Below are 22,881 nucleotides of genomic sequence, written 5' to 3'. Positions count from 1 at the left end.
AGGAGAGGAGGGTTACTCCTCCGCCGGGCGTTCAATCCGCCGGATCATGCGGGCCGGGACGCCCCCGACGATCGTATTCGGCGCGACATCCCGCACGACGACGGCGCCGGCCGCCACGACGGCCCCGTCGCCGATCGTCACGCCTTGCAGGATCGTGGCGTTCGAGCCGATCCAGACGTTCCGCCCCACGACGATCGGCGCCGGCGTCATGGCCGCCCGTCGTGCGGGATCGAGGTCGTGGTTCAGCGTCGCGAAGACCACGTTGTGGCCGACCAGCGCACCGTCGCCCAGCGTCACGCCCCCGTGGTCCTGGAAATGGCACCCGGCATTGATGAAGACGTTGCGGCCGATGCGGATGTTCCGTCCGAAATCGGTGTAAAAGGGCGGGAAGAGCCGGAAAGTCGGGTCGACCGGATGTCCGAGCAGTTCCCCCATCCGTTCGCGCAACTCCTCCTGCGAACGGTATGCGCCGTTCATCGCGCAGGTGATGCGGCGCGCCCGGTCGCTCATTTCATTCATGAAGGCCCCGATCTCGGGGGTGTCGAGCGGCCGGCGTGCGGCCACGTGTTCCAGAAAGGCTTCGAGCGTCATGGCTGTCGCAGATTTTCACGGAAGAACGACTCGATCCTGTCGAAGGGTATGACATCCGTCCGGTCGTAGAGATCGACATGGCTGGCGCCGGGGATGATCATGAGCTCCTTGTTGTCGCCCCGGAGGAGCTTGAAGGCATCCTCGCTGAAATAGCGCGAGTGGGCCTTCCCGCCGTGGATCACCAGCACCGCCGAACGGATCTCGCCGGCGTAGGCCAGCAGCGGCGTATTGAGGAACGAGAGGGCCGACGTGCGGTTCCAGCCGCCGTTTGAGTTCAGCGAACGGGGATGGTAGCCGCGCGGGGTCTTGTAGTAGTCGTAGTAGTCCCGGACGAACTGCGGGGCATCCTCCGGAAGCGGGTCCACCACCCCGCCGGCCAGGGCATAGCTGCCCGTGCGGGCATCCTCGGTGCGCTGGGCGTTGAGCTGGCGGCGCAACTCGCAGCGGGCGTCGGCATCCATCGAATCGAAGTAGCCGCGGGCCGTCACGCGGCTCATGTCGTACATCGTCACCGCCACGGTGGCCTTGATCCGCGTGTCGAGGGCCGCGGCGTTGAGTGCCAGACCGCCCCAGCCGCAGATGCCGAGGATGCCGATACTCCCGGGATCGACGTCATCGCGCAGGGAGAGGAAGTCGACCGCGGCGGAGAAATCCTCGGTGTTGATGTCGGGTGAGGCCACGTAACGGGGTTCGCCGCTGCTCTCGCCCGTGAACGAAGGGTCGAAGGCCACGGCGAGGAATCCGTGTTCGGCCAGCGTCTGGGCGTAGAGTCCCGAAGCCTGCTCCTTGACGGCCCCGAAGGGTCCGCAGACGGCCAGGGCGGGGAGTTTCCCGACGGCATTTTTCGGTTTGTAGAGATCGCCGGCGAGGGTCGTGCCGAAGCGGGTGCGGAAATGCACGCGCTCGACCGAGACCCGTTCGCTCGGGGCAAAGGTCCGGTCGTTCGTCTCCCGGGCTTGGGTGCTGTTCATGGTTATTGCTGTTAGAAGTGAGACAAAGAGAATGATTCGTTTCATGTTCCTTCGTTTTACGGGATTCGTTTCCCGGGGCGGACGGCGCCCCGTTTCTCCGATACAAAGATCGGAAGAAGATCGCGCAATCCGAGGACCCGGATTACGGATTTTCCAACCCCGATTACCGATGATTCCGGGATCGACAGGCGGTTTTTCCCCGACAGCGGTGCATCGGAACCTTTTTTTTCCTATATTTGCATCCGACACAAGAGGGGTGCCTCGGGAAGAAAGGCCGCCGACGCGCAAGACGGCGACCGCACAACGATCCGGAGATCGGGTCTTCCCACGAAAAGGCTGAGATCATACCCTATGAACTTGATGCGGGCAACACCGACGAAAGGACTTGTTCATAGACCGTAATTTCTCGCGGGCACATCTCTGTAAATTACGGATTTCGCATGGAAGTATTCATCAATCGCAAACCGGTCGGGGTCGAAGTCCCGACGAGCCTTGCCGAACTGCTGGCGCGGGAGGGAATCCCGGCGGAAGGGGTCGCCGTGGCGGTGGACAACCGCGTGGTGCCGCGCAGCGAATGGGCCGCGACAGCCGTCGCGGAGGGCATGAAGATCACCGTCATCCGAGCCGTCTGCGGGGGATGATGCGGATCGTCGTCATCACATCCGAGCCCTTTGCGGCCGGCGAGGCGGAGGTGATCCGGCGCCTGCTCGACGCGGGCATCGACCGCATCCACGTGCGCAAGCCGGGGGCCGGCGAGGAGCCGCTGCGGCGGCTGATCGAGTCGCTGCCGGAGGCGTATTACCCGCGGTTGAGCCTCCACGACCGCCTGCCGCTGGCCGCGGAGTACGGGCTCGGAGGCGTACACCTGAACGGCCGGAACCCGATGCCGCCCGCAGGGTTCCGGGGGTTGGTGAGCCGTTCGTGCCACACGCCCGGAGAGCTGGCGGAACACGCCGCCGATACCGACTACCGCTTTTTGAGCCCGATTTTCGACAGCATCTCCAAGAGCGGCTACCGCGCGGCCTTTTCGGACGCCGACCTGCATGATGCCGCGGCACAAGGGGTCATCGACACGCGGACGTATGCGTTGGGCGGAGTGCGTCCCGACCTGCTGCCGCGGGTCCGCGCCTGGGGGTTCGGGGGTGCGGCGCTGCTGGGCTGCATCTGGCGCGACACCTCGGCGGAGGGGCTGCGGCGCACGCTGGCGGAGATCGACAAATACAGAAAGGAATAAACATCATGCTTCAATTCATCACACATCGGAACGAGCGTTACGACGAGATCAGCGGGACGCGCGCCGTACTCGAAGGAGGCTGCCGCTGGGTGCAGCTCCGCATGAAGGATGCCCCGGACGCGGAGTTCCTGCGCGTGGGGCGCGAGGTGGGACGCCTGTGCCGGGAGTTCGGCGCGACGTTCCTCCTGGATGACCGCGTGCATCTCGTTGCGGAGCTCGGCGCCGACGGCGTGCATCTGGGCAAGCACGACATGCCCGTAGCCGAAGCGCGCCGACTGCTGCCCGCGGAGAGGATCATCGGAGCCACGGCCAATACGTTCGAGGACATCGAGCGCGCGGCGGCGTCCGGTGCCGGCTACATCGGACTGGGCCCCTACCGCTTCACCGCGACCAAGCGCAATTTGAGTCCGATCCTCGGGCTGGAAGGCTACCGGAGGATCTTCGAGCGGTGCCGCACGGCGGGGATCACGCTCCCGGTAGTGGCCATCGGGGGGATCACGGCCGCCGACGTCGCGCCGCTCCTCGACGCCGGAGCCACAGGCATCGCCCTCTCGGGCGCGCTCCTCGGCGCCGAAGACCCGGCGGAGGAGACCCGCAAAATCATGAATATCCTAAATCATCACAAACTATGAACGAATTGGTAATCGGCGGACGGACGTTCCGTTCGCGTCTGTTCGTCGGCACGGGCAAGTTCAGCTCCAACGAGCTGATGTCGCGCGCCATTGCCGCCTCGGAGACCGAGATGGTCACCGTGGCCATGAAACGGGTCGACATGGAGAACCCGCAGGACGACCTGCTGGGCCACATCCGCCGTCCGGGCATCCAGCTGCTGCCCAACACTTCGGGCGTGCGCAATGCCGAGGAGGCCGTGCTGGCGGCGCAGCTTGCCCGCGAGGCCTTCGGCACGAACTTCATCAAGCTGGAAATCCACCCCGACCCGAAATACCTGCTTCCGGACCCCGTCGAGACGCTTCGCGCCACGGAGGAGCTGGCGCGGCTGGGCTTCGTGGTGCTGCCCTACATCCAGGCGGACCCGGTGCTGTGCAAACGCCTCGAAGAGGCCGGAGCCGCAACGGTCATGCCGCTTGCGGCGCCGATCGGCACCAACAAGGGACTCGTGACGCGCGAACTGCTGGAAATCATCATCGAGCAGAGCAACGTCCCGGTCGTCGTCGACGCCGGGCTCGGGGCTCCGTCGCACGCCGCAGCGGCCATGGAGCTGGGTGCCGACGCCGTGCTGGTCAACACGGCCATTGCCGTGGCGGGCGATCCGGTACGCATGGCGCACGCCTTCGCACGGGCCGTCGAGGCGGGCCGCGAAGCCTATGAATCGGGACTCGGCGCCACGGCGCGCCACGCCGAAGCAAGCAGTCCGCTGACCTCGTTCCTCGACTAAACGCACACGGAGATGTTTTCGGAGGAATTGGCGAAATACGACTGGGAGGAGACCACCGCGCGGATCCTCTCGAAGACGCCGGCCGACGTCGAACGGGCCCTGGCGAAGGCACACCCGACGCTCGACGACTTCATGGCGCTCGTCTCGCCGGCCGCGGCGTCCTATCTGGAACCGATGGCCCGGTTGAGCCGCCGCTACACGCAGGAGCGTTTCGGAAAGACCGTCTCGATGTACATTCCGATGTACATCACCAACTCGTGCACGAACTCGTGCGTCTACTGCGGCTTCAACCGCCACAACGCCATTCCGCGGGTGATCCTCACCCAGGAGCAGATCGAGGCGGAGTGCCGGGCGATCCGCGAGCTGGGGCCTTTCGAGAACCTGCTGCTCGTGACGGGCGAGAACCCGCGGGCCGCGGGCGTCGACTACATCGAGCAGGCGCTGCACACGTGCCGCCCGTGGTTCAACAACCTCACCATCGAGGTGATGCCCCTGGCGGCCGAGGAGTACGAACGGCTCACGCACGCGGGTCTGAACGGCGTGGTCTGCTTCCAGGAGACCTACAACCGCAGGAACTACAACCGCTACCACCCGGCGGGCATGAAGTCGAAGTTCGAGTGGCGCGTGAACGGCTTCGACCGCATGGGGCAGGCCGGGGTGCACAAGATCGGCATGGGCGTGCTGATCGGGCTCGAAGAGTGGCGCACGGACGTCACGATGATGGCCCTGCACCTGCAATACCTGCGCCGCCGCTACTGGAAGACCCGTTACAGCGTCAACTTCCCGCGCATGCGCCCCTCGGAGGGTCATTTCCAGCCCAACGTCGTGATGAGCGACCGCGAGCTGGCGCAGGTGACCTTCGCCTTCCGGATCTTCGACCACGACGTCGACATTTCGTACTCGACGCGCGAGCGGGCCGAGTTCCGCAACCGCATGGCCACGCTGGGCGTGACGTCGATGAGCGCCGGGTCGAAGACCGACCCGGGGGGCTACCGCGTCTACCCGCAGTCGCTCGAACAGTTCGCCGTGAGCGACGAGCGCACCCCCGCGGAGGTCGAGGCGGCGATCCGCCGCGAAGGTTACGAGGTGGTCTGGAAGGACTGGGACAAGATCTTCGACTGATGGACCCGCGCGAACGCTACGCCCGGCAGACGATGCTGCCGGAGATCGGACCGGAAGGACAGCGGCGGCTGGCCGCCTCGTCGGTGCTGCTTGTCGGCGTCGGGGGCCTCGGCTCCCCGGCGGCGCTCTACCTCACGGGTGCCGGCGTGGGGCGTCTCGGACTGGCCGACCCCGACACGGTCTCGGAGAGCAACCTCCAACGGCAGGTGCTCTACACCGAATCGCAGATCGGACGCCCCAAGCCGGCGGCGGCCCGCGAACGGCTCGCGGCGCTCTCGTCGTCGACGCGCTTCGACCTCCACCCCGAAGGGCTGACCGCGGAGAATGCCCGGGAGCTGGTCGCCGCCTACGACCTGGTGGTGGAGTGCTGCGACAACTTCGCGACGCGCTACCTGCTCGACGAGGCGTGCGCGGAGGTCGGAAGACCGTGGGTCTACGGCTCGATCGGGGCGTTCCACGGGCAGGTGAGCCTCTTCAACGGACGCACGGGGCGCCGCTACACGGAACTCTACCCCGACCGCGAGGCGCTGTGCGCCCTTCCGCGCAGCACGGCGGGGGTTCTGGGGACGGTTCCGGGGGTCATCGGCGCCATCGAGGCCTCGGAGGCGATCAAATGGATTGCCGGCTTCGGCGAACCGCTCGAAGGGAAACTCTTTACGATTGATTTGAAAACATTACAAACCGAAACAATAGAATTCTGACAAGATGGGAAAAGGTTTCGATCAATACGCATCGGCTTATGATGCGTGGTTCCTCGACAACCGGAACGTACTCTATTCGGAGGTCAATCTGGTGGCCTCGACACTCCAAGACGCCGGGCGCGTGCTCTCGGTGGGCTGCGGCAGCGGCCTTTTCGAGAAGATCCTGCGCGACGAATACGGCATCACCGTCACCGAAGGCATCGAACCCTCGGAGGGCATGGCCTCCATCGCCCGCAAACGGGGCATGAACGTCACCATCGCGACGGCCGAGGAGGCCGACTTCGGCAACGGCGACTACGACACGCTGCTCTTCAACGGCACGCCGAGCTACATCGGCGACCTGGCGGGCGTCGTGCGCAAGGCCTACGCGGCGCTGCCCGCCGGAGGACGCATCATCCTGATCGACGTCCCGAAGGAGAGCTCCTACGGGCTGCTGTACAACCTGGCCAAGGCGGTCGGGACGTGGGACCACCCGCTGCTCGAAGGGTGCTACCCGCCGAACCCCTACCCGATCGAGTTCGTCGACGTGGCCGCCTGGCGCACGACGGCCGAGAAGATCGGGCTGCTCGAAGCGGCGGGCTTCCGCGACCTGGCCTTCGCACAGACGCTGACCGCACACCCGCTCATGTCGAACGACATGGAGGAGCAGCCCGTCGAAGGATATGGAAAGGGTGACTACGTGGCCGTAACGGCCTATAAACGCTGAAAGCCATGAAAAGATGGAGCGACGAGGCCTGGGAGACGGCCCTCCCGGTCTACCGGAAGATTCTCGGACACCCGTTCGTGCGGGAGCTGGCCGACGGGACGCTTCCCGCCGAACAGTTCCGGCACTACATCCGTCAGGATGCCCTCTATCTGGACGGCTACGCCCGAAGGCTGGCCCACGTGGCCTCGCGGCTGACCCGCCGGGAGCATACGGAAGCGTTCCTGCACTTCGCGCTGGACGGCATCGCCGTCGAACGCGCTCTGCACGCGCAGTTCCTCGCGGGCGATGCGCCGACGCGGGACGAAATGAGCCCGGCGTGCCTGCTCTACACCGCGCTGCTCGACGCCCAGGCCACGGCCCCCGTGGAGGTCGAGGCGGCGGCCCTGCTCCCCTGCTTCGTGGTCTACCAGCGGGTCGGCGAGGCGATCTTCGCCCGGGCGAACGGTTCCGTGGGGCAAGGCAGCGCCGCCCCTGCCGCCGGAACCAACGGCGGCACCCCGCTCCCCGACGGCCGTGCGGCGGCCGGAGCGACCCCGGACGACGGCGCAATCCCGGACAACGGCGCGAAGCACAGCGTCCCCCTCCACGAAAATCCCTTCCGGGCGTGGATCGCGACCTATGCCGACCCGGCGTTCGCCGCATCGGCGGAGCTCGCCGCACGGATCTGCGACGAACTGGCTGCGGCGGCCGGCGGGGAGACCCGCCGCCGGATGACCGACATTTTCATGCGCTGCACCCGGATGGAGTGGATGTTCTGGGAGAGCGCCCGGAACCTCGAAAACTGGAAAATCGGAACGATATGAAACACTACAAACGAGCCCTGACCATTGCAGGCAGCGACCCCAGCGGGGGCGCAGGCATTCAGGCCGACCTGAAAACCTTCTCGGCGTGCGGATGCTTCGGGACGTCGGCCATCGTGGCCGTCGTGGACGAGAACACCGTGGGTGTCACGGGCGTGCACCCCGTGCCCGTGGAGTTCGTCACGGGACAGATCCGCTCGGTGCTGGACGACATCGGCACCGACGCCGTGAAGATCGGCATGCTGCACTCCTCGGAACTGATCCGCGCCGTGCGCGACACGCTGGCCCCGTACTGCATCCGCAACATCGTGCTCGACCCGGTGATGGTGGCCACGTCGGGCGACGCCCTGTTGCAGGAGGAGGCCATCGCGACGCTGCGCGACGAACTGATCCCCGCCGTGCGGATCATCACACCGAACATCCCCGAAGCGGAGCTGCTCCTCGGACGGAAAATCGAGAGCCAGGAGTCGCTTCCCGAAGCGGCGCGGGAGCTCTCGTGCGGCGGCCGCGTCTCGGTCTTCCTGAAAGCCGGGCACCTCACGGACGAGGAGCTCGTCGATATCTTCTACAACGCCGAGGAGGACCGGATCCTGCCGCTGCGCTCGCGGCGTCTGGCTACGCGCAACACCCACGGCACGGGCTGCACGCTCTCGTCGGCGCTGGCCGCATTTCTGGCCCTCGGCTGCGGTCTGGACGAGGCTGCCGCAAAGGCCAAGGAGTATATCGCCGGTGCGATCGAAGCCGGTGCAGAGTATGAGATCGGCCGCGGCCACGGTCCCGTACACCATTTTTTCCGGCTCTGGGAATGAGGCTCCCGACACCGCGGGAGACCCCGCCCTTGTCGGGGAGGGCGCAAAGGTGCGGCGAAAATCGCCGCACCTTTTTCATGAACCAAAATCCGAACGACGGACGAGAGAATTGCAAGTTTGAAAATTTATATGTAAATTCGCATGAATCATCAACCTAAAAAACTGTTTCATGAAGAGAACTCTGCTGCTGTCTATCCTCTCACTGTCGCTGACCTGCGGTGCCTTGTCAGCCAAGGAGATCACGACCGAACAGGCCCGGCAGACTGCCACGCAGTTCTGGCAATCGACTCCAACCACACGGGGAGGAGTCGCGCCTTCGTGGCAGCTGGTGCGCCACAGCGAAAGCTCCGCAACCCGCACATCGGGCACCGCCCCGGCCTATTACGTCTTCGACAACACGGCCGGCCCGGGCTTCGTCATCGTTGCGGGCGACGATGTGGCCATGCCCGTGCTGGGCTACTCCTTCGAGAACGAATTCCCGTCGGGCAACCTCCCGGCCAACCTTCAGGAGTGGCTCGACGGGCTCCGGGATGAGGTGAACTACGCACGTGACAACGGACTGCAAGCCGAGAGCAGCGTCACGCAGGCCTGGGCCGCGACCCGCGCCGGAACACCCGTCGTAGAGATGGAAACGGCTCTCTGGGATCAGGGCGCACCCTTCAACAACTATTGTCCGACGACCAGCGGAGATCAGGCGTGCTACACGGGATGTACGGCCACAGCCCTGGCGATCATCATGCGCTATCACGAATGGCCGAACCAGGGCACCGGTGTCCTGGAAGGATATACCACCAATAACACATACAGCATTCAGGTTCCGAGTATCACATTGGGCCACACCTACGATTGGGCCAACATGAAGATGCAGTATAAACCCGGATACTATCTCGACAGGGACACCGGCCCCGTCGCCACGCTGATGCGTGACTGCGCCGTCATGATCAATGCCCAGTTCAGCCCCTGGGCGACATCGGCTCCGCTCGAACTGATCCCCGGAAATCTGACCGCCCACATGGATTATGACGGACAAGTCCGCTGCATCTACCGTTGGGCCTACACGACATCCGAATGGAACAACCTGATGAAGAGCGAGCTGGACAACAATCGTCCCATCCTCTATTCCGGATACGGCGAAAATGGCGGCGGACACGCCTTTGTGCTCGACGGATACACCGAGGACGACTATTACAGCATCAACTGGGGATGGAACGGAAGCTGCAACGGGTACTACCTGCTGACAGCACTCAACCCCACCGGACAAGGCATAGGCGGAGGATCGTCCAACTACAACTACAACCATACGGTTGTTATCGGCATGCAGAAAAACACGGGAAGCGGAGCTATCGAAGAGATCCGATTCTGCAAAAGCGGCAACTCATACTTCGGATTGAATTGCAGCAGTACCATCGTCACCGGACAGCCTTTCAATATGCAAGTCGGCCTGTTCTACAACAGCGGATCGACCACCGTCACCAACAAACAGGTAAAGCTGGTCGTCACGGACCGGGACGGGAATGTCATCCAGGAGTTGGCAACCTGGTATTTCACGCTGAATCCGCGCGGAACGGCCCAAGCTCCTACCTCAACCTTCACCATCACCAAACCGATCTATCCGGGATACCGTATCCGAGCCTATTATCAGAATTCGATCACCTCACAATGGGAAGTGGTCCGAGGAAACGAAGAGGAAGGGTACGTTTGGGACCTGCTCCTCGACGACGAATACAACATCGAGGAGACCACGCAGGCAACCTTCGACCGCAAGACGCGCGTCTTGCAGCTGCAAGTCAAGGAGGGCGTGACGACGACATTGCAGACCACGGGCGGCTCCGACTATACGGGACAGTGCCAGATCAGCGGACAGACGGTACGCATCAACACCTCGCAGCTGCCTGCCGGCAACTACCGGCTCATCCTGCAAAAAAGGAACGACCGGAAAGAACTTCTCTTCTCGGTCAGCGCCCAATAAATCCGACAATACCATTCCAAGAAGGACCCGATCATGAAAAAACACACCATCATACCATACCTTACAGGCCTCCTGCTCTCGGCAATCGTCTTGTCGGGAGGTTGCAAGAAGCATTCGGCGGAGGATCCGGGCGCTACTCCCGGGAACGGCATTATCACCCTGACCACCATGTCGCCCATTTTCGAGGCCGAGGGCGGGGATGTCTTCATCACCTTCCACTCGACGGCCGCCTGGACCGCCGAAGTGGACCAGACCTGGGGCAGCGTCTCCCCGAGTCAGGGCGATGCCGGAGAGGCCACGGTCACACTCCATACCGACAAGAACTCCTCGGGCAGCGAGCGGAACGCCACGCTGATCCTGCACTCGGGCACAACCACCGAGCGGATGGTCTTCTATCAGAAACAGGAGAATGCCCTGACCGTCACGAAGAACCGTTTCGAGGTGAAACAGGCCGGAGACAACATCACCGTGGAGGTAATCGCCAACATCTCTTTCGAGTATGAAATCGCGGAGGATGCCGTCAACTGGCTGATCCCGATCGAATCGCGGGCCATGGAGACCACCCAGCTCCACTTCCAGGTCAAACCGAACGATTCGGCCCGCAGCCGCATCGGAACCATCGAGATCCAGAGCCGGGATCTGACGGAGACCGTCACGGTCTATCAGGACGGCGAGGAGCCCCAGATCATCCTCACGGAGGAGAATCCGATCGTGGAAAGCAACGGCGGCACCCTTACGGTCGAGCTCCGCAGCAACATTCCCTACGACATCCAGCTCCCCGACCAGCCCGACTGGCTGCGGGAAATCACCACCCGGACGCTCTCGACCTATACGCACCGGTTCGAAGCGGACCCCAACGAGAGCTACGACAGCCGCAGCACGCGCATCGTCTTCACCAACACGGAATCGGGCATAAGCCAGACCGTGACGGTGACGCAGATGCAGCGCAACGCCATCCTCGTCTCCAAGGAGCAATACATGCTCGACGCCGCAGCCGGGACACTGGAATTCAAGGTCAATACGAACGTCGATTTCAAGATCACGACCTCCGAGGAGTGGATCCATGAATCGCAGGGAACCCGCGCGCTGGAAGAACGTTCGCTGAAATTCACCGTCGATGCCAATTCGAACGAGAATCCGCGCGAAGCGACCATCCGTCTGACGGCCGACGACATGGAGCAGACCATAAAAGTCTATCAGGCGGGACGCGACGGTACGGGCATCCTCCGCATCACACACACGAATGGAGCATTCGCCATTCCGACCTTCACCGGTTCGTCCATGTTTCTCTACGGGACGGTCTCGTGGGGCGACGGTGCACAGGAGGAGTACCGGGAAGGGCTCTCCCATACCTACCGGAGCGGAAGTTCACACACCGTGACCATCGAGATGATGGGCGCCACCATGTTCACGCTCCCCGACCTGATCGGCATCACGGAACTCGACCTGACGCAGTTCTGACCGACCCTCGACCGGACTCGGAACAGGCCTGTCCGACATGGGACAACTCATGCCGGACAGGGTTTCATAATCTGACATTCCGACATCCGAACGACCCCATCCTGAATTCACCCAATCTCACTCACTCATGAAAAGACTTTTCCTTCTGTTATTGCCGGCGCTGCTCGGGACGGGTACCCTCCCGGCCCGGGAGATCACGGCCGAACAGGCCCGGCAGGCCGCCACACGGTTCTGGCAATCGGCCCCTGCGACTCGGGGAGGGGTGCCCCCCTCGTGGCAGCTGGTGCGCGACAGTGAAAACAGCGCCACCCGCTCCACGGGAGCGGATCCCGCCTATTACGTTTTCGACAACACGGCCGGTCCGGGCTTCGTCATCGTCGCGGGCGACGACGTGGCCATGCCCGTACTGGGCTACTCCTTCGACAGCGAATTCCCGTCGGGGAAGCTGCCGTCCAACCTGCAAGCGTGGCTCGACGGGCTCCGGGAGACCGTGAACAAGGCCCGTGCGGCCGGATTGAAGGCCGAGAGCAGCGTCACGCAGGCCTGGGCCGCGACGCGCAGCGGCAACACCGTGGTCAAGCTCGAAACCGCACTCTGGAACCAGGACGAGCCCTACAATCGGCTGTGCCCGACCTATCAGGGAACTCGGACCTATACCGGATGTACGGCCACAGCCATGGCCATCGCCATCCGCTACCACCAGTGGCCGGAACGGGGCACGGGCACCCTGCCGTCCTATACCACCGGGAGCTACGGCATATCGGTTCCGGGAGTTACGCTGGGCCATGCCTACGACTGGGCCAACATGAAGCTGAAATACGCTTACTCCTATCAGGGTACCACGGACTACGAATACACCGAATTTACCCAGATCGAAGCGACGGCCGTGGCAACGCTGATGCGCGACTGCGCCGTCATGCTCCAATCCGACTTCGGACCGGATGGCACCGGTGCATTCAGCAGCGACATCCCGAACCTGTTGATCAACCACATGGGCTACGACCGCCAGACCCGCTGGCGTTCCCGCATCAGTTACTCGACCCGGGAGTGGAACGAGCTCCTGCAAAACGAACTGGACAACGACCGGCCGATCATCTACTCCGGCTACAACTCCCAATCGGGGCATGCGTTCATCCTCGACGGTTACACGGACACCAACTATTACAGCGTCAACTGGGGATGGAGCGGCTACTGCAACGGTTATTTCCTGCTGACGGCACTCGACCCCGAAGGGCAGGGAATCGGCGGCTCGGACCACTACAACGACGGTCAGAACGCAATCGTCGGCATACAGCCCGATGCCGGCAACGAGCCCGTCACGGAGCTGCGGTTCTTCGAATACGACGATACAGAGAAGGGCCGGACCTACAACGGCATCTCGATCGAGGGCAACATTGCCCAGGGCGAGACAGTCTGGATCCATGCCGGAGCCATCGGCAACTTCGGCAGCACGGTATTCTCCGGCCGGTGTCAGCTGGCCGTCACGGACCGGGAGGGCCAGGTCATACATAGCATTACACAAGGAAGAGTCGATGGTTATAATCCGGGAGCAGGGTTCACCATGAACGCTCCGTTCGAGATCAACATGACGTTTCTTCCGGGCTACCGCATCCGGGCACTCTATATCAGCGATACGGGTACGGACTGGTCCGTCGTACGGGGCAATGAGGACGAGGGTTGCGTCTGGGAGTATCTCCTCGCCGACGAATACACGATCGAGGAGTCGACGAGCCTGACCTACAACAAAACGGAGCACATGATGCGGCTGCGGGTGAAGGAGGGCGTCACGGCGACGTTGCAGACATCCGACGGCACGGATTGCAGCGCTTCGTGCAACGCCGAGGGGCAGGAGATCCGCATCGACACCTCGACCCTTCCGGGCGGCACCTACCGGCTCATCCTGCAAAAGGAGACCGAACGCAAGGAGCTGCTCATCGCCCTTCCCGACAACGAATGAATCTACGACAGAAACCATCCAAGCAAGTTCACACCATGAAAAGAGATACCCTGTTCCATATTGCAGGACTTCTGCTTCCGGTTCTGGTCTTCGTGCTGTTCGGATGTTCGAAGAGCCAGACGGACGACGATAAAACGACGGGAGCGAAAATGACGCTCACGACCGACAAACAGACCATCGGCAGCCAGGGCGGACCCTTTACGGTCGAGGTGCAGTGCAACGTCGACTACACGGTAGAACTGCCCGACGCCCCCGAGTGGCTGCGCGAAGTCACCTCCGGCACGTCCGAGACGGGTCTCCACCGCTTCGAGGCGGATCCGAACGAGGACTACGACAACCGCACGGCACGCATCGTCTTCACCAACCGGACGTTCGGATTGAGCCGGACATTCACCCTGACGCAGATGCAGAAAAACGCCATTCTCATTGCGGAGGAGAGCTATCCGATCGCAGCGACGGGCGGGAAACTGAATTTCGAGGTCAACGCGAACGTCGATTTCCGGATCGAGCTCTCCGAGACATGGATCCGCCGGACGACGTCGGCGTCCGTCCGGGGTCTTGTCGGGAAGACGCTGTACTTCATCATCGACCCCAACCCGAAGTCGGAGCCGCGGGAAGCAACGATCCGCCTCACGGCCGACGATGTGGAGCAGGTCATCACGATCCGCCAGCAGGCGCGTGACAACATGAACTGGCTCCACATCACACACTCGAATCCGACGTTCCGGGTTCCGTACATTCTCGGAGAGGGATTCCTGCCGGGGAAGGTATCGTGGGGCGACGGCACGGAGGAGGAGTACCGCGAGTCGCTGACCCACACCTATCAGGAGACAGGGACGCACATCGTGACCATCGAGACGTCGGGGGCCGAGGAGGTTTCGGTTTCGGACCTGATCAACGTGACGAAGATCGACCTGACGCAGTTCTGACGCTCCGGGGCCGCAGCATGGAATACGAAGCCTTTCGAAAACGAAGGCTTTCGTCATGCAAGTCGATGCAGACAATCGACAAAAGGCAAGCCGACTCCTCGCACTACCGTTAAAAAAAGAGCTATTCCTGACGGAATAGCTCTTTTTTACAGATCGGCGGATTTGAATCCGACAAATTTTCTCTTACCCGATTTGCAGGGTGAAGGTTACCCGCCGGTCGGTGTTGCAGGTCAGGCGCAGCGAACCGCCGTGGAGCTGCATGATGCGCCGCGAGAGGCTCAATCCGATGCCCGAGCCGTCGGGCTTGGTCGTGTAGAAAGGGGTAAAGATATTTTCGGCAACCTCGGTCGGGATGGCCCCGCCGTTGTTGCTGAACTCGATGACGACATGCTCGGCCGCATCGATCCGCGAACGGATCTCGATCGCTCCGTCGGTGCGCCCGGCGATCGCTTCGCGGGCATTTTTGAGCAGATTGACGGCCACCTGTCCCAGCAGGACCTTGTCGGCATAGATCATCGTGCCGGCCGGCTCGACAGCGACATGGATCCGCAGGTCGTTCTCGGCGGAGGTCAGCACCACGGCCTGGCGGACGAGTTCGCGCACCTCGAAGGGTTCGCACTGCGGTGCCGGAATCCGCGTGAAACGCCGATAGTTCTCGACGAAGGTCATCAGCCGCCGGCTCGTGGCGGAGATGGTCTCCAACCCCCGTTCGACATCCGCATCCAGCGGCCGGTCCATATGGAGCAGCGTGTCGCTGAGCGAGGTGACCGGCGCCAGCGAGTTCATGATCTCGTGGGTCATAATGCGCGAGAGCTTGCTCCACGACTCGACCTGGATTTCGCTCACCTCGCTGTTGATGTCGCTCACGGAGATCACCCGCCGGTGTCGATCCTCGAGCGTGATCTCCGCACATCCCAGCGTCAGGGCCATCTCGCCCGTTTCGGTCGTGCACGACACGCGGAGCTTCTCGCCGGGACGGATGGCGGACAAAGCCCGCGCCACCTCGGGAGCCGAACCCTCCAACTGCCGGATATGGTTCAGCTGTTGGAGGCCGAAGACCCGCAAAGCCTCACTATTGGCCTGATAGACGCTGCCCGTATCATTGACGGTAATCAACCCCGTCTGGGCGCTCTCCATGATGAGCTGGTAGTAACGCTCGCGCTCCTCGGCCCGCAACTTGGTCCGCGAGAGGATCTCCTTGATGCGGTTGAGCGCCGCGTTGAGCATGGTATTGTCGACTTTCGAAGGGTCCTCGTTGAAGCGGAACGTGAGGTCGTCGTTCTCGATGGCGTTGAACATGAAGGTAACGCGCCGCACCGAATCGCCGTAGCAGCGCAGGATCCGAAAAAACGCCAGCGTCATGAGCGGCACGCTGACCAGCAGCAGCGGGTAGAGACGTTGTGCTGCAAGCCACCCGCCGGCAAGAGCTGCGGCGGCGAGCAACCCCGCATGGGCGGCCATGGGCCCGTATGCGATGCCTTTGGGGAGTTTCATAGTCCGTAGCGTTTGATCTTGTTGTAAAGCGTCTGGCGCGTGATCCCGAGTTGTCGGGCCACCTCGGTCATGTTGCCGCCGCAGCGTTCCACGGCCCGGGCAATCATCGAGCGCTCCATTTCGTCGAGGGTCGTGAATCCCTCCCCGGGAGCCGGAGCGGCCGTCGGGCGCAGCAGGAGCGTCGACGGGGCGATGGCGGAGCCGTCGCAGAGGATTACGGCCTTCTCTATGGTGTGCTGCAACTCGCGGATGTTGCCCGCCCAAGGGTACTCCTGCATCGCGCGCACGGCCGCCGCGTCGAATCCCCCGATCGGCTTCGCATACTTCGCGGCATAGCGGCGCAGGAAACCTTCGGCCAGCGGAAGAATATCTTCGCGGCGCTGGCGCAGCGGCGGCAGGTCGATGTGGATCGTATTGATGCGGTAAAGGAGGTCTTCGCGGAACGCTCCCCCGGCCACCATGCCGTAGAGATCGCGGTTCGTGGCCGCAATGAGGCGGATGTCCACCTTGACGGGCGTGTTGCTTCCCACGCGGACGATCCGTCCGCTCTGAATCGCCGTCAGCAGCTTCGATTGCAGGTGCGGCGGGAGGTTGCCGATCTCGTCGAGGAAGAGCGTGCCGCGGTCGGCGACCTCGAACTTCCCGGCCCGGTCCGCACGGGCGTCGGTGAAGGCCCCCTTGACGTGGCCGAAGAGTTCGCTTTCGAAGAGCGTCTCGGGAAGGGCCCCCATATCGACCGAAACCATCAGCTCGCCGTGGCGGGCCGAGCGGTTGTGGATCTCGCGCGCCAGCATCTCCTTGCCGGTGCCGTTCTCGCCCGTGATGAGGATGTTGGCATCGGTGGCCGCCACCTTCTCGACAATCTCACGGATGCGCATCATCGCCGGACTCGTACCCCAGAACATCGGCTCCTCCTGGGTCAGTTCGCGCTTGATCTCCTTCAACTGCTTCACTTCACGCTGCGAACGCGAAAGATTGTAGGCCCCCTGCAAGGCGGCGACCAGCCGTTCGTTGTCCCACGGCTTGACGACGAAATCCACGGCACCGTCGCGCATGGCCCGTACCGCCAGGTCGATGTCGGCGTAGGCCGTGAAGAGCACCACCTTGATGTCGGGCCGGTTGCGGAGGATCTCCTGCAACCAGTAGAAGCCCTCGTTGCCGGTGTTGATGCCGGCCGAGAAGTTCATGTCGAGCAGGATGACGTCCACGGGCTCGCGGCGCAGCGTCGTGAGGAGCTGGTTGGGTGACGGAAGGGTCAGCACGCGCGCGAAATAGTTACCCATGAGCAGCTGGACGGCAGACAGAATGCTCCGGTTGTCATCGACGACGAGCAGGGTTCCCTCTTTTTCTTTGGCCATATATTTCAGTATTGGCGGAAGGCGCCTGGAAGCGTATTGCTCGGCTTCCGGCGAGGCGGTTCCGGGTTTTCGGTGCGATAAAATTAGTGTTTTCGAAGGGAAAAAGATCCGATGCGTCCAGATATTTTACGGCACTGTAAACTTTTTTTACAGTCCGGAGGCTTGACGCAAAATGCTTTCTGCTGTATGTAAGCCAGTTGCGCGTTTTGGCACGGGGTTGGCACGGTTCCGTGGCAAAAGAACAAACGTCCGAAACCCGTATGAAAAGAACGGTTTTGATCCCTCTGGTGTCTATTTTCTGGACACTCCGGTTGTCTGCGGCCATGCCGACGCCGGCAGGTGCCGCAGCCGACTCGGCGGCCGTTGCTTCGGCAGCCGTGCCGCAGCACCCCGATTCCGTGACGGAGGCTCCGAACGTCGCGGAGCCGGCACCGATGTCGCTCGAAGCATGCATGCGCTATGCCGTCGGGCACAGCCCCGCCGTCCGCCGTCAGGACTATGCGAACCGCAACTACCGGCAGGATTATATCGAATCGATCGCCGCACTCGTCCCCTCGGTAAGCGGATCGGTCGGCGCCTCGACCAGCTTCGGACGTTCGGTCGATCCCGAGACCAACACCTATACCGACGTCTCGAACTTCGACAACTCCTACTCCGTCTCGGGGCAAATTCCCGTTTTCGCCGGACTGACGGGCATCAATACGGTGCGCGCCGCCCGTGTCATGCGGATGCAGGGGGTCGAGGAGCTGCAACTGGCCCGCGACGAGATCGCCCTGAAAACCATGCAGGCCTATTTCGACGTGGTCTACTACACCGAAAGCGTGCGGCTGGCCCGCGAGCAGTTAGCGACCAGTACGGCCGAGCTCGCGAAGAGCCGCAAGCTCTTCGAACTGGGATTGAAGAGCGCTGCCGACGTGGCGGAGATCGAGTCGCAGCAGGCTTCGGACGACTACCTCCTGACGCAGCAGGAGAACAACCTCGCGCTGGCCGAGATCGCATTGGCGGAGGCAATGAACTACCCTGCCGACCGGCCGCTGCGCGTCGACACGACGCTGGAAATCGAGACGCCGGCCGGCGTCGCCCCCTTCGGCGAGGTGCTCGACAACGCGCTGGCAAACAACCCCAGAGCCGTGGCGGCCCGGCACGACGTGCGCCGTTCGCAATTACAGTTCTCCGTGGCGAAGGGCAACCTCTATCCGTCTCTCTACGTCGGGGGCGGCTACTCGACCAACTTCTTCATGAATCTCGACGACCGGTCGCTCTACCCTTCGTTCTCCAACCAGTTCCGCGACAACCGCGGCTTCTACGTCTCGGCCCAGCTGTCGATCCCGATCTTCGGGGGACTCACGCGCCGCACCTCGGTGAACCGCGCGCGCAACAACTGGCGCATCGCCGAGCAGAACCGCACGGAGACCCTCCGCACACTCCAAAACGAGGTGGCGCAGACCTACCAGCAGATGCTGGGCTACGGCAAGGAGTTCGTGCAGGCCTCGAAGAAGAGCGATGCCGCGCGGCTGGCCTACGAGGCCGTCTCGGGCAAGTACGAGCGCGGCATGGTCTCGGCCCTCGACTTGCAGACGGCGGCCGACAAACTGCTCGAAGCACGCTCGGAGCGGCTGCGCGCGCGATTGCAGTACATTCTCAAAGTGCGGATGGTGGCCTACTACAACGGCGAGCCGCTGATCCGATAAACCCGGACAAAACGACACGATCATGGATATTCGCATTGAAAAGAAACGCGGCTTCCGGGCCCTCTTCACCCGGCGGGGAGTTCCCTACCTCGCGGGCGCTATTTTCCTGCTGCTGGTCTTGTGGCTGCTGCTGCGCGACCACTCCTCGACGCTGCGCATCGACGCCCGGACGATTTCGGTCGGGGCGGTCGCCCGCGGCGAGTTCAACGACTACATCCGCGTCACGGGGCAGGTGCAGCCCATCACGACCGTGCAGTTGAGCCCCCTCGAAGCGGGCATCGTCGAGCGGCTCGTCGTCGAGGAAGGCGCCTCGGTCCGCAAGGGCGACGTACTGGTCGAGTTGAGCAACACGTCGCTGACGCTCGAAATCCTGAACAGCGAAGCCGAGCTGGCCGAGAAGCAGAACATCCTGCGCAACACGCTCATCTCGATGGAACAGGAGAAGCTCGACCTGCGGCTCGACAAGGTGCAGCTGGACCTCGACGTCGAGCGCAAGCGCCGCACCTGGCAGCAGAACGAGGAGCTCTACCGCAGCAACCTGATCGCCCGCGAGGAGTGGTTGCAGTCGAAGGAGGACTACGAGCTGGCCGCGAAGAAGCGCGAGCTGAACATCGAGCGGCAGGTGCAGGATTCGCTCTACCGCACGGTGCAGATCGGGCAGATGGAGGACAACCTCGAAAACATGAAGCGCAACATGCAGCTCATCCGCCAGCGGATCGACAACTTGCAGGTCAAGTCGCCGATCGACGGCGAAGTGGGCCTGCTGGACGTCGTGCTGGGACAGTCGGTCACCTCGGGGCAGAAGATCGGGCAGGTGAACGACCTGTCGGACTACAAGGTCGAGGCGCAGATCGACGAGAGCTACATCGACCGCGTGCGGGCGGGGCTCGACGCCACCTTCGAGCGGCAGGACACCGCCTTCACGATGCGCCTGCGGAAGGTCTACCCCGAGGTGCGCAACGGGCAGTTCCGTGCCGACTTCACCTTCGCGGGGGCCCATCCGCGCAACATCCGCAGCGGCCAGACCTACTACCTGCACCTCGAACTGGGCCAGCCGACCGACGCCGTCATCATCCCCCGCGGGTCGTTCTACCAGACGACGGGCGGTGCATGGATCTACGTCCTCGCGCCCGAGGGCGACCGGGCCTACAAGCGCGCAATCCGCATCGGGCGCCAGAATCCGCAGTATTACGAGGTGCTCGAAGGTTTGGAGCCGGGTGAGCGCGTCATTGTCTCGGGCTACGAAAACTACGGCGCCAACGACGTGCTGATTCTCAACAAATAAGTCTCTTCGCCCATGTTCCGGCAATTGGATCTCCGTTCGTGGTTCACCTTCCTGGGGCGCAACCGTCTTTATACGGCCGTCAATTTCATCGGTCTGGCTCTTGCGCTGGCTTTCGTGCTGCTCGTGGCCGACTATACGGTCCGCCAGTTCACCGTCGATCGGTTCCAGACCAGGGCCGACCGCATCTATGCCGTCTGCTCCGAAGAGTCGGCGGCCAGCGGCTACTACCTCCAAAAACACCTCCGCGACCGCTATCCGGAGATCGAATCCACCTGTTCGGTAGCCTTCTTCGAGGATTCGGATGCAGGCTCGACGCCCGTGGAGATCGGCCGTCAGAAGTTCCTCGCCTCGGTGCTCTATGCCGACACGACCTTCTTCCGGATGTTCGACTTCACGCTGCTCGAAGGCGCGCGCGAGGAGGCGCTCGCCGCCCGCGAGAACGTCGTCCTTTCGGAGTCGTTCGCCCGCAAGGTCTTCGGGACGTTCGACCCGCTGGGACAGACGCTCCGTCTGGACAACGACGACCGCACCTACGTCGTCAGCGGCGTGATGCGCGACATCGAGCGCTCGGCGATCCCCGCGGCCGATATCGTCATGCGGGCCGAGCGCATCACCGAGACCAATGCGGCCAACGACGAACGCATGTCCAACAGCGGCGCCGGCGTGACCTTCCTGCTCGAACGCCGGGGGGCCGACCTGCAAGCCAAAGTCCCCGACATGCTCGCCTTCTTCAAGGAGATTTATTGGCCGTATCAGGGCAATGTCGTCTCGCAGGTGCGGCTCGTCCCGCTCCGCGAACTCTACTTCGAGCCGGTCAACAACACCAACAAACTGGCCCATGGCAGCCGCTCGTTTCTCTACATACTGCTGGGTGTGGGGCTGGTGGTGCTCGTCTTCGCCGTGATGAACTACATCAACCTCACGGTGGCGCAGGCCGGGTTCCGGGCCCGCGAGATGGCGGCCCGACGGCTGCTGGGCGCCCCGCGCGGCAACATTTTCCTCAAATGGGTACTCGAATCGACGCTCTTCTGCGCCGCCGCGCTGCTCATCGCCTCGTGCATTGCGGAACTTTTCGTCCCGTGGGCCTCGCAACTCCTCGGCACGAAGGTCGCGGTCTGGGACGACCTTTCATGGCCGGCAGCCGGCGGCTGCCTGCTCGCCGTCATCGTGCTGGGCGTAGTCTCGGGATTTGTCCCGGCACTGCTCGTGGCCCGCTACCAGCCCATCGACATCGTGCGCGGCACCTTCCGCCGCCACGCCAAGACGGTCTACGGCCGGGTGCTCATCGCGCTGCAAAATGTCATTACCATCGTACTGCTCGCCGCCTCGATCACCATTGAGCTTCAAATCCGCCATCTGGTAAATGCCCCGCTGGGCTACGAGACGCACGACATCCTCAATATCGGGACCGATATTTTCCCCGACCGGAGCTCCATACGCCGCTTTTGCGACGAACTCCGCTCCCTGCCTGAAATCGAAGCCGTCGGACTCGGATGCGGGACGCCCCACGACCGCGGCAACAACAATACCATCGCGTATGGACCCGACCGGATGGTCTCGTTCCAGGTCTTCATCGGCGACTCGACCTACTTCCGGATCCTGGGCCTCGAACGGCTGCGCGACAACCATGTGGCCGTCGCGGCCGGGAGTGGCGCATCCCGCGATTTCTGGGCCTCGAATGTCTGGCACATCAACCAGTATGCCCTGCACGAACTGGGCATTGCGGAGGATGCCCCCGAATTCAAGGTGGGCGAGGAGCTCTCCTATCCGGTTGTCGTTGCGGGCATCTACCGCGACTTCCAGGTCGGCACGGCGCTCGACGCCCCGACCTCGGTGCTGCTGCGCGAGGTGAACGATCCCGACGGATTCCAGCCCTGGAACATCCTCGTGAAGACCCGCAGAGATCATGCCGCGGCCTACCGCGCCGTCGAGGAACTCTTCGCCCGGACGACCGACGGCGGCTCCTTCGCAGCCCGTTACCTGACCGACGCGATTGCCGACGACTTCGCGGCACAACGGCGCCTGCTGCACATCATCGGGATCTTCACCCTCGTGGCCCTGCTCATCTCCTCGCTGGGGCTCTTCGCCATGGCGGCCTACTACATCCAGCAGAAACGACAGGAGATCGCCGTGCGCCGGGTCTTCGGAGCTTCGCGCCGCGAGATGCTCACGCGGCTGGTGCGCAACTTCATGGCGCTTGTGGGCGCAGCCTTCGTCATCGCCGTGCCGATCGCCGTCTGGGGGCTCCGGCGCTGGTTGGAGGAGTACAGCGTGCGCATCGCACTCTCGCCGTGGATCTTCCTTGCCGCGGGACTCTTTGCGGCCGTCGTGGCGCTGCTTTCCGTCGGGTGGCAGAGCCGCCGCGCAGCCGATGCCGACCCCGTCGCATCGCTCAAAAACTGACCCA

General features: G+C 63.2%; 20 protein-coding genes. 16 read left to right on the top strand and 4 right to left on the bottom strand.

Annotation, left to right across the window (positions count from 1 at the left end; all coding sequences use genetic code 11):
- Positions 1 to 12: 12 nt before the first annotated feature.
- A complete protein-coding gene (locus B5G16_RS04835; protein ID WP_087261757.1) occupies positions 13 to 591 on the bottom strand; it encodes a DapH/DapD/GlmU-related protein in 579 nt (192 codons plus the stop codon).
- The gene (locus B5G16_RS04830; RefSeq protein ID WP_087261755.1) at positions 588 to 1,607 is read right to left on the bottom strand and encodes an alpha/beta hydrolase; all 1,020 of its coding nucleotides are present in this window, start codon (positions 1,605 to 1,607) and stop codon (positions 588 to 590) included. Before B5G16_RS04830 ends, B5G16_RS04835 begins: the two co-directional genes overlap by 4 nt.
- Positions 1,608 to 2,002: 395 nt before the next feature.
- On the opposite strand from B5G16_RS04830, the gene thiS reads away from it, so the two are divergent.
- The 13 genes from thiS to B5G16_RS04765 all read left to right on the top strand — a co-directional run bounded on the left by thiS (position 2,003) and on the right by B5G16_RS04765 (position 14,646).
- Complete coding sequence (thiS, locus tag B5G16_RS04825) at positions 2,003 to 2,203, top strand: sulfur carrier protein ThiS (protein ID WP_087261753.1); 201 nt, start codon at positions 2,003 to 2,005, stop codon at positions 2,201 to 2,203.
- The gene (locus B5G16_RS04820; protein WP_239405966.1) at positions 2,200 to 2,796 is read left to right on the top strand and encodes a thiamine phosphate synthase; all 597 of its coding nucleotides are present in this window, start codon (positions 2,200 to 2,202) and stop codon (positions 2,794 to 2,796) included. The genes thiS and B5G16_RS04820 overlap by 4 nt, the downstream gene beginning before the upstream one ends.
- 5 nt (positions 2,797 to 2,801) lie before the next feature.
- Positions 2,802 to 3,428, top strand: a complete 627-nt coding sequence (locus B5G16_RS04815) for a thiamine phosphate synthase (RefSeq protein ID WP_087261751.1) — start codon at positions 2,802 to 2,804, stop codon at positions 3,426 to 3,428.
- Positions 3,425 to 4,192 (top strand): thiazole synthase, encoded by a 768-nt coding sequence (locus B5G16_RS04810; protein ID WP_087261749.1) that lies wholly within the window; start codon positions 3,425 to 3,427, stop codon positions 4,190 to 4,192. The genes B5G16_RS04815 and B5G16_RS04810 overlap by 4 nt, the downstream gene beginning before the upstream one ends.
- A 12-nt stretch (positions 4,193 to 4,204) precedes the next feature.
- Complete coding sequence (thiH, locus tag B5G16_RS04805) at positions 4,205 to 5,314, top strand: 2-iminoacetate synthase ThiH (protein ID WP_087261747.1); 1,110 nt, start codon at positions 4,205 to 4,207, stop codon at positions 5,312 to 5,314.
- Entirely contained in the window at positions 5,314 to 6,015 is a 702-nt protein-coding gene (locus B5G16_RS04800; RefSeq protein WP_087261745.1) for a HesA/MoeB/ThiF family protein, read from the top strand. Before thiH ends, B5G16_RS04800 begins: the two co-directional genes overlap by 1 nt.
- Positions 6,016 to 6,019: 4 nt before the next feature.
- The gene (locus B5G16_RS04795; RefSeq protein ID WP_087261743.1) at positions 6,020 to 6,721 is read left to right on the top strand and encodes a class I SAM-dependent DNA methyltransferase; all 702 of its coding nucleotides are present in this window, start codon (positions 6,020 to 6,022) and stop codon (positions 6,719 to 6,721) included.
- Between the two features lie 5 nt (positions 6,722 to 6,726).
- On the top strand, positions 6,727 to 7,524 hold the full coding sequence (locus B5G16_RS12850; RefSeq protein WP_087261741.1) for a TenA family protein: 798 nt from the start codon (positions 6,727 to 6,729) through the stop codon (positions 7,522 to 7,524).
- Positions 7,521 to 8,330 carry a bifunctional hydroxymethylpyrimidine kinase/phosphomethylpyrimidine kinase gene (gene thiD / locus B5G16_RS04785; protein WP_087261739.1) on the top strand — a complete coding sequence of 270 codons (810 nt, stop codon included), beginning with the start codon at positions 7,521 to 7,523 and terminating at the stop codon, positions 8,328 to 8,330. Before B5G16_RS12850 ends, thiD begins: the two co-directional genes overlap by 4 nt.
- A gap of 169 nt (positions 8,331 to 8,499) precedes the next feature.
- Complete coding sequence (locus tag B5G16_RS04780; protein WP_087261737.1) at positions 8,500 to 10,299, top strand: C10 family peptidase; 1,800 nt, start codon at positions 8,500 to 8,502, stop codon at positions 10,297 to 10,299.
- A gap of 33 nt (positions 10,300 to 10,332) precedes the next feature.
- Positions 10,333 to 11,760, top strand: a complete 1,428-nt coding sequence (locus tag B5G16_RS04775) for a BACON domain-containing protein (protein WP_087261735.1) — start codon at positions 10,333 to 10,335, stop codon at positions 11,758 to 11,760.
- A 127-nt stretch (positions 11,761 to 11,887) separates the two neighbouring features.
- Positions 11,888 to 13,717 (top strand): C10 family peptidase, encoded by a 1,830-nt coding sequence (locus tag B5G16_RS04770; protein WP_087261733.1) that lies wholly within the window; start codon positions 11,888 to 11,890, stop codon positions 13,715 to 13,717.
- A gap of 35 nt (positions 13,718 to 13,752) precedes the next feature.
- Positions 13,753 to 14,646 (top strand): BACON domain-containing protein, encoded by an 894-nt coding sequence (locus tag B5G16_RS04765; protein WP_162612016.1) that lies wholly within the window; start codon positions 13,753 to 13,755, stop codon positions 14,644 to 14,646.
- Positions 14,647 to 14,829: 183 nt separating this feature from the next.
- Here the strand turns inward: B5G16_RS04765 and B5G16_RS04760 are convergent, their stop codons facing one another.
- On the bottom strand, positions 14,830 to 16,140 hold the full coding sequence (locus B5G16_RS04760) for a sensor histidine kinase (RefSeq protein WP_087261729.1): 1,311 nt from the start codon (positions 16,138 to 16,140) through the stop codon (positions 14,830 to 14,832).
- Positions 16,137 to 17,498: a sigma-54-dependent transcriptional regulator gene (locus B5G16_RS04755; RefSeq protein ID WP_087261726.1), complete on the bottom strand. Its 1,362-nt coding sequence runs from the start codon at positions 17,496 to 17,498 to the stop codon at positions 16,137 to 16,139. Before B5G16_RS04755 ends, B5G16_RS04760 begins: the two co-directional genes overlap by 4 nt.
- 260 nt (positions 17,499 to 17,758) lie before the next feature.
- Between B5G16_RS04755 and B5G16_RS04750 the strand changes: the two genes are divergently transcribed.
- From B5G16_RS04750 to B5G16_RS04740, 3 genes are read left to right on the top strand one after another with little or no spacing between them, the layout of a single operon-like run.
- Positions 17,759 to 19,189 carry a TolC family protein gene (locus B5G16_RS04750; protein ID WP_239405965.1) on the top strand — a complete coding sequence of 477 codons (1,431 nt, stop codon included), beginning with the start codon at positions 17,759 to 17,761 and terminating at the stop codon, positions 19,187 to 19,189.
- Between the two features lie 22 nt (positions 19,190 to 19,211).
- The gene (locus B5G16_RS04745; protein ID WP_087261720.1) at positions 19,212 to 20,474 is read left to right on the top strand and encodes an efflux RND transporter periplasmic adaptor subunit; all 1,263 of its coding nucleotides are present in this window, start codon (positions 19,212 to 19,214) and stop codon (positions 20,472 to 20,474) included.
- Between the two features lie 12 nt (positions 20,475 to 20,486).
- Complete coding sequence (locus B5G16_RS04740) at positions 20,487 to 22,877, top strand: FtsX-like permease family protein (RefSeq protein WP_087261718.1); 2,391 nt, start codon at positions 20,487 to 20,489, stop codon at positions 22,875 to 22,877.
- Positions 22,878 to 22,881: the final 4 nt, after the last annotated feature.

It is taken from the genome of Alistipes sp. An66 (assembly GCF_002161445.1).
Taxonomy (GTDB): Bacteria; Bacteroidota; Bacteroidia; order Bacteroidales; family Rikenellaceae; genus Alistipes; species Alistipes cottocaccae.
Note: the sequence above shows the minus strand (reverse complement) of the source record. Positions and strands in the feature narration are given on the sequence as shown.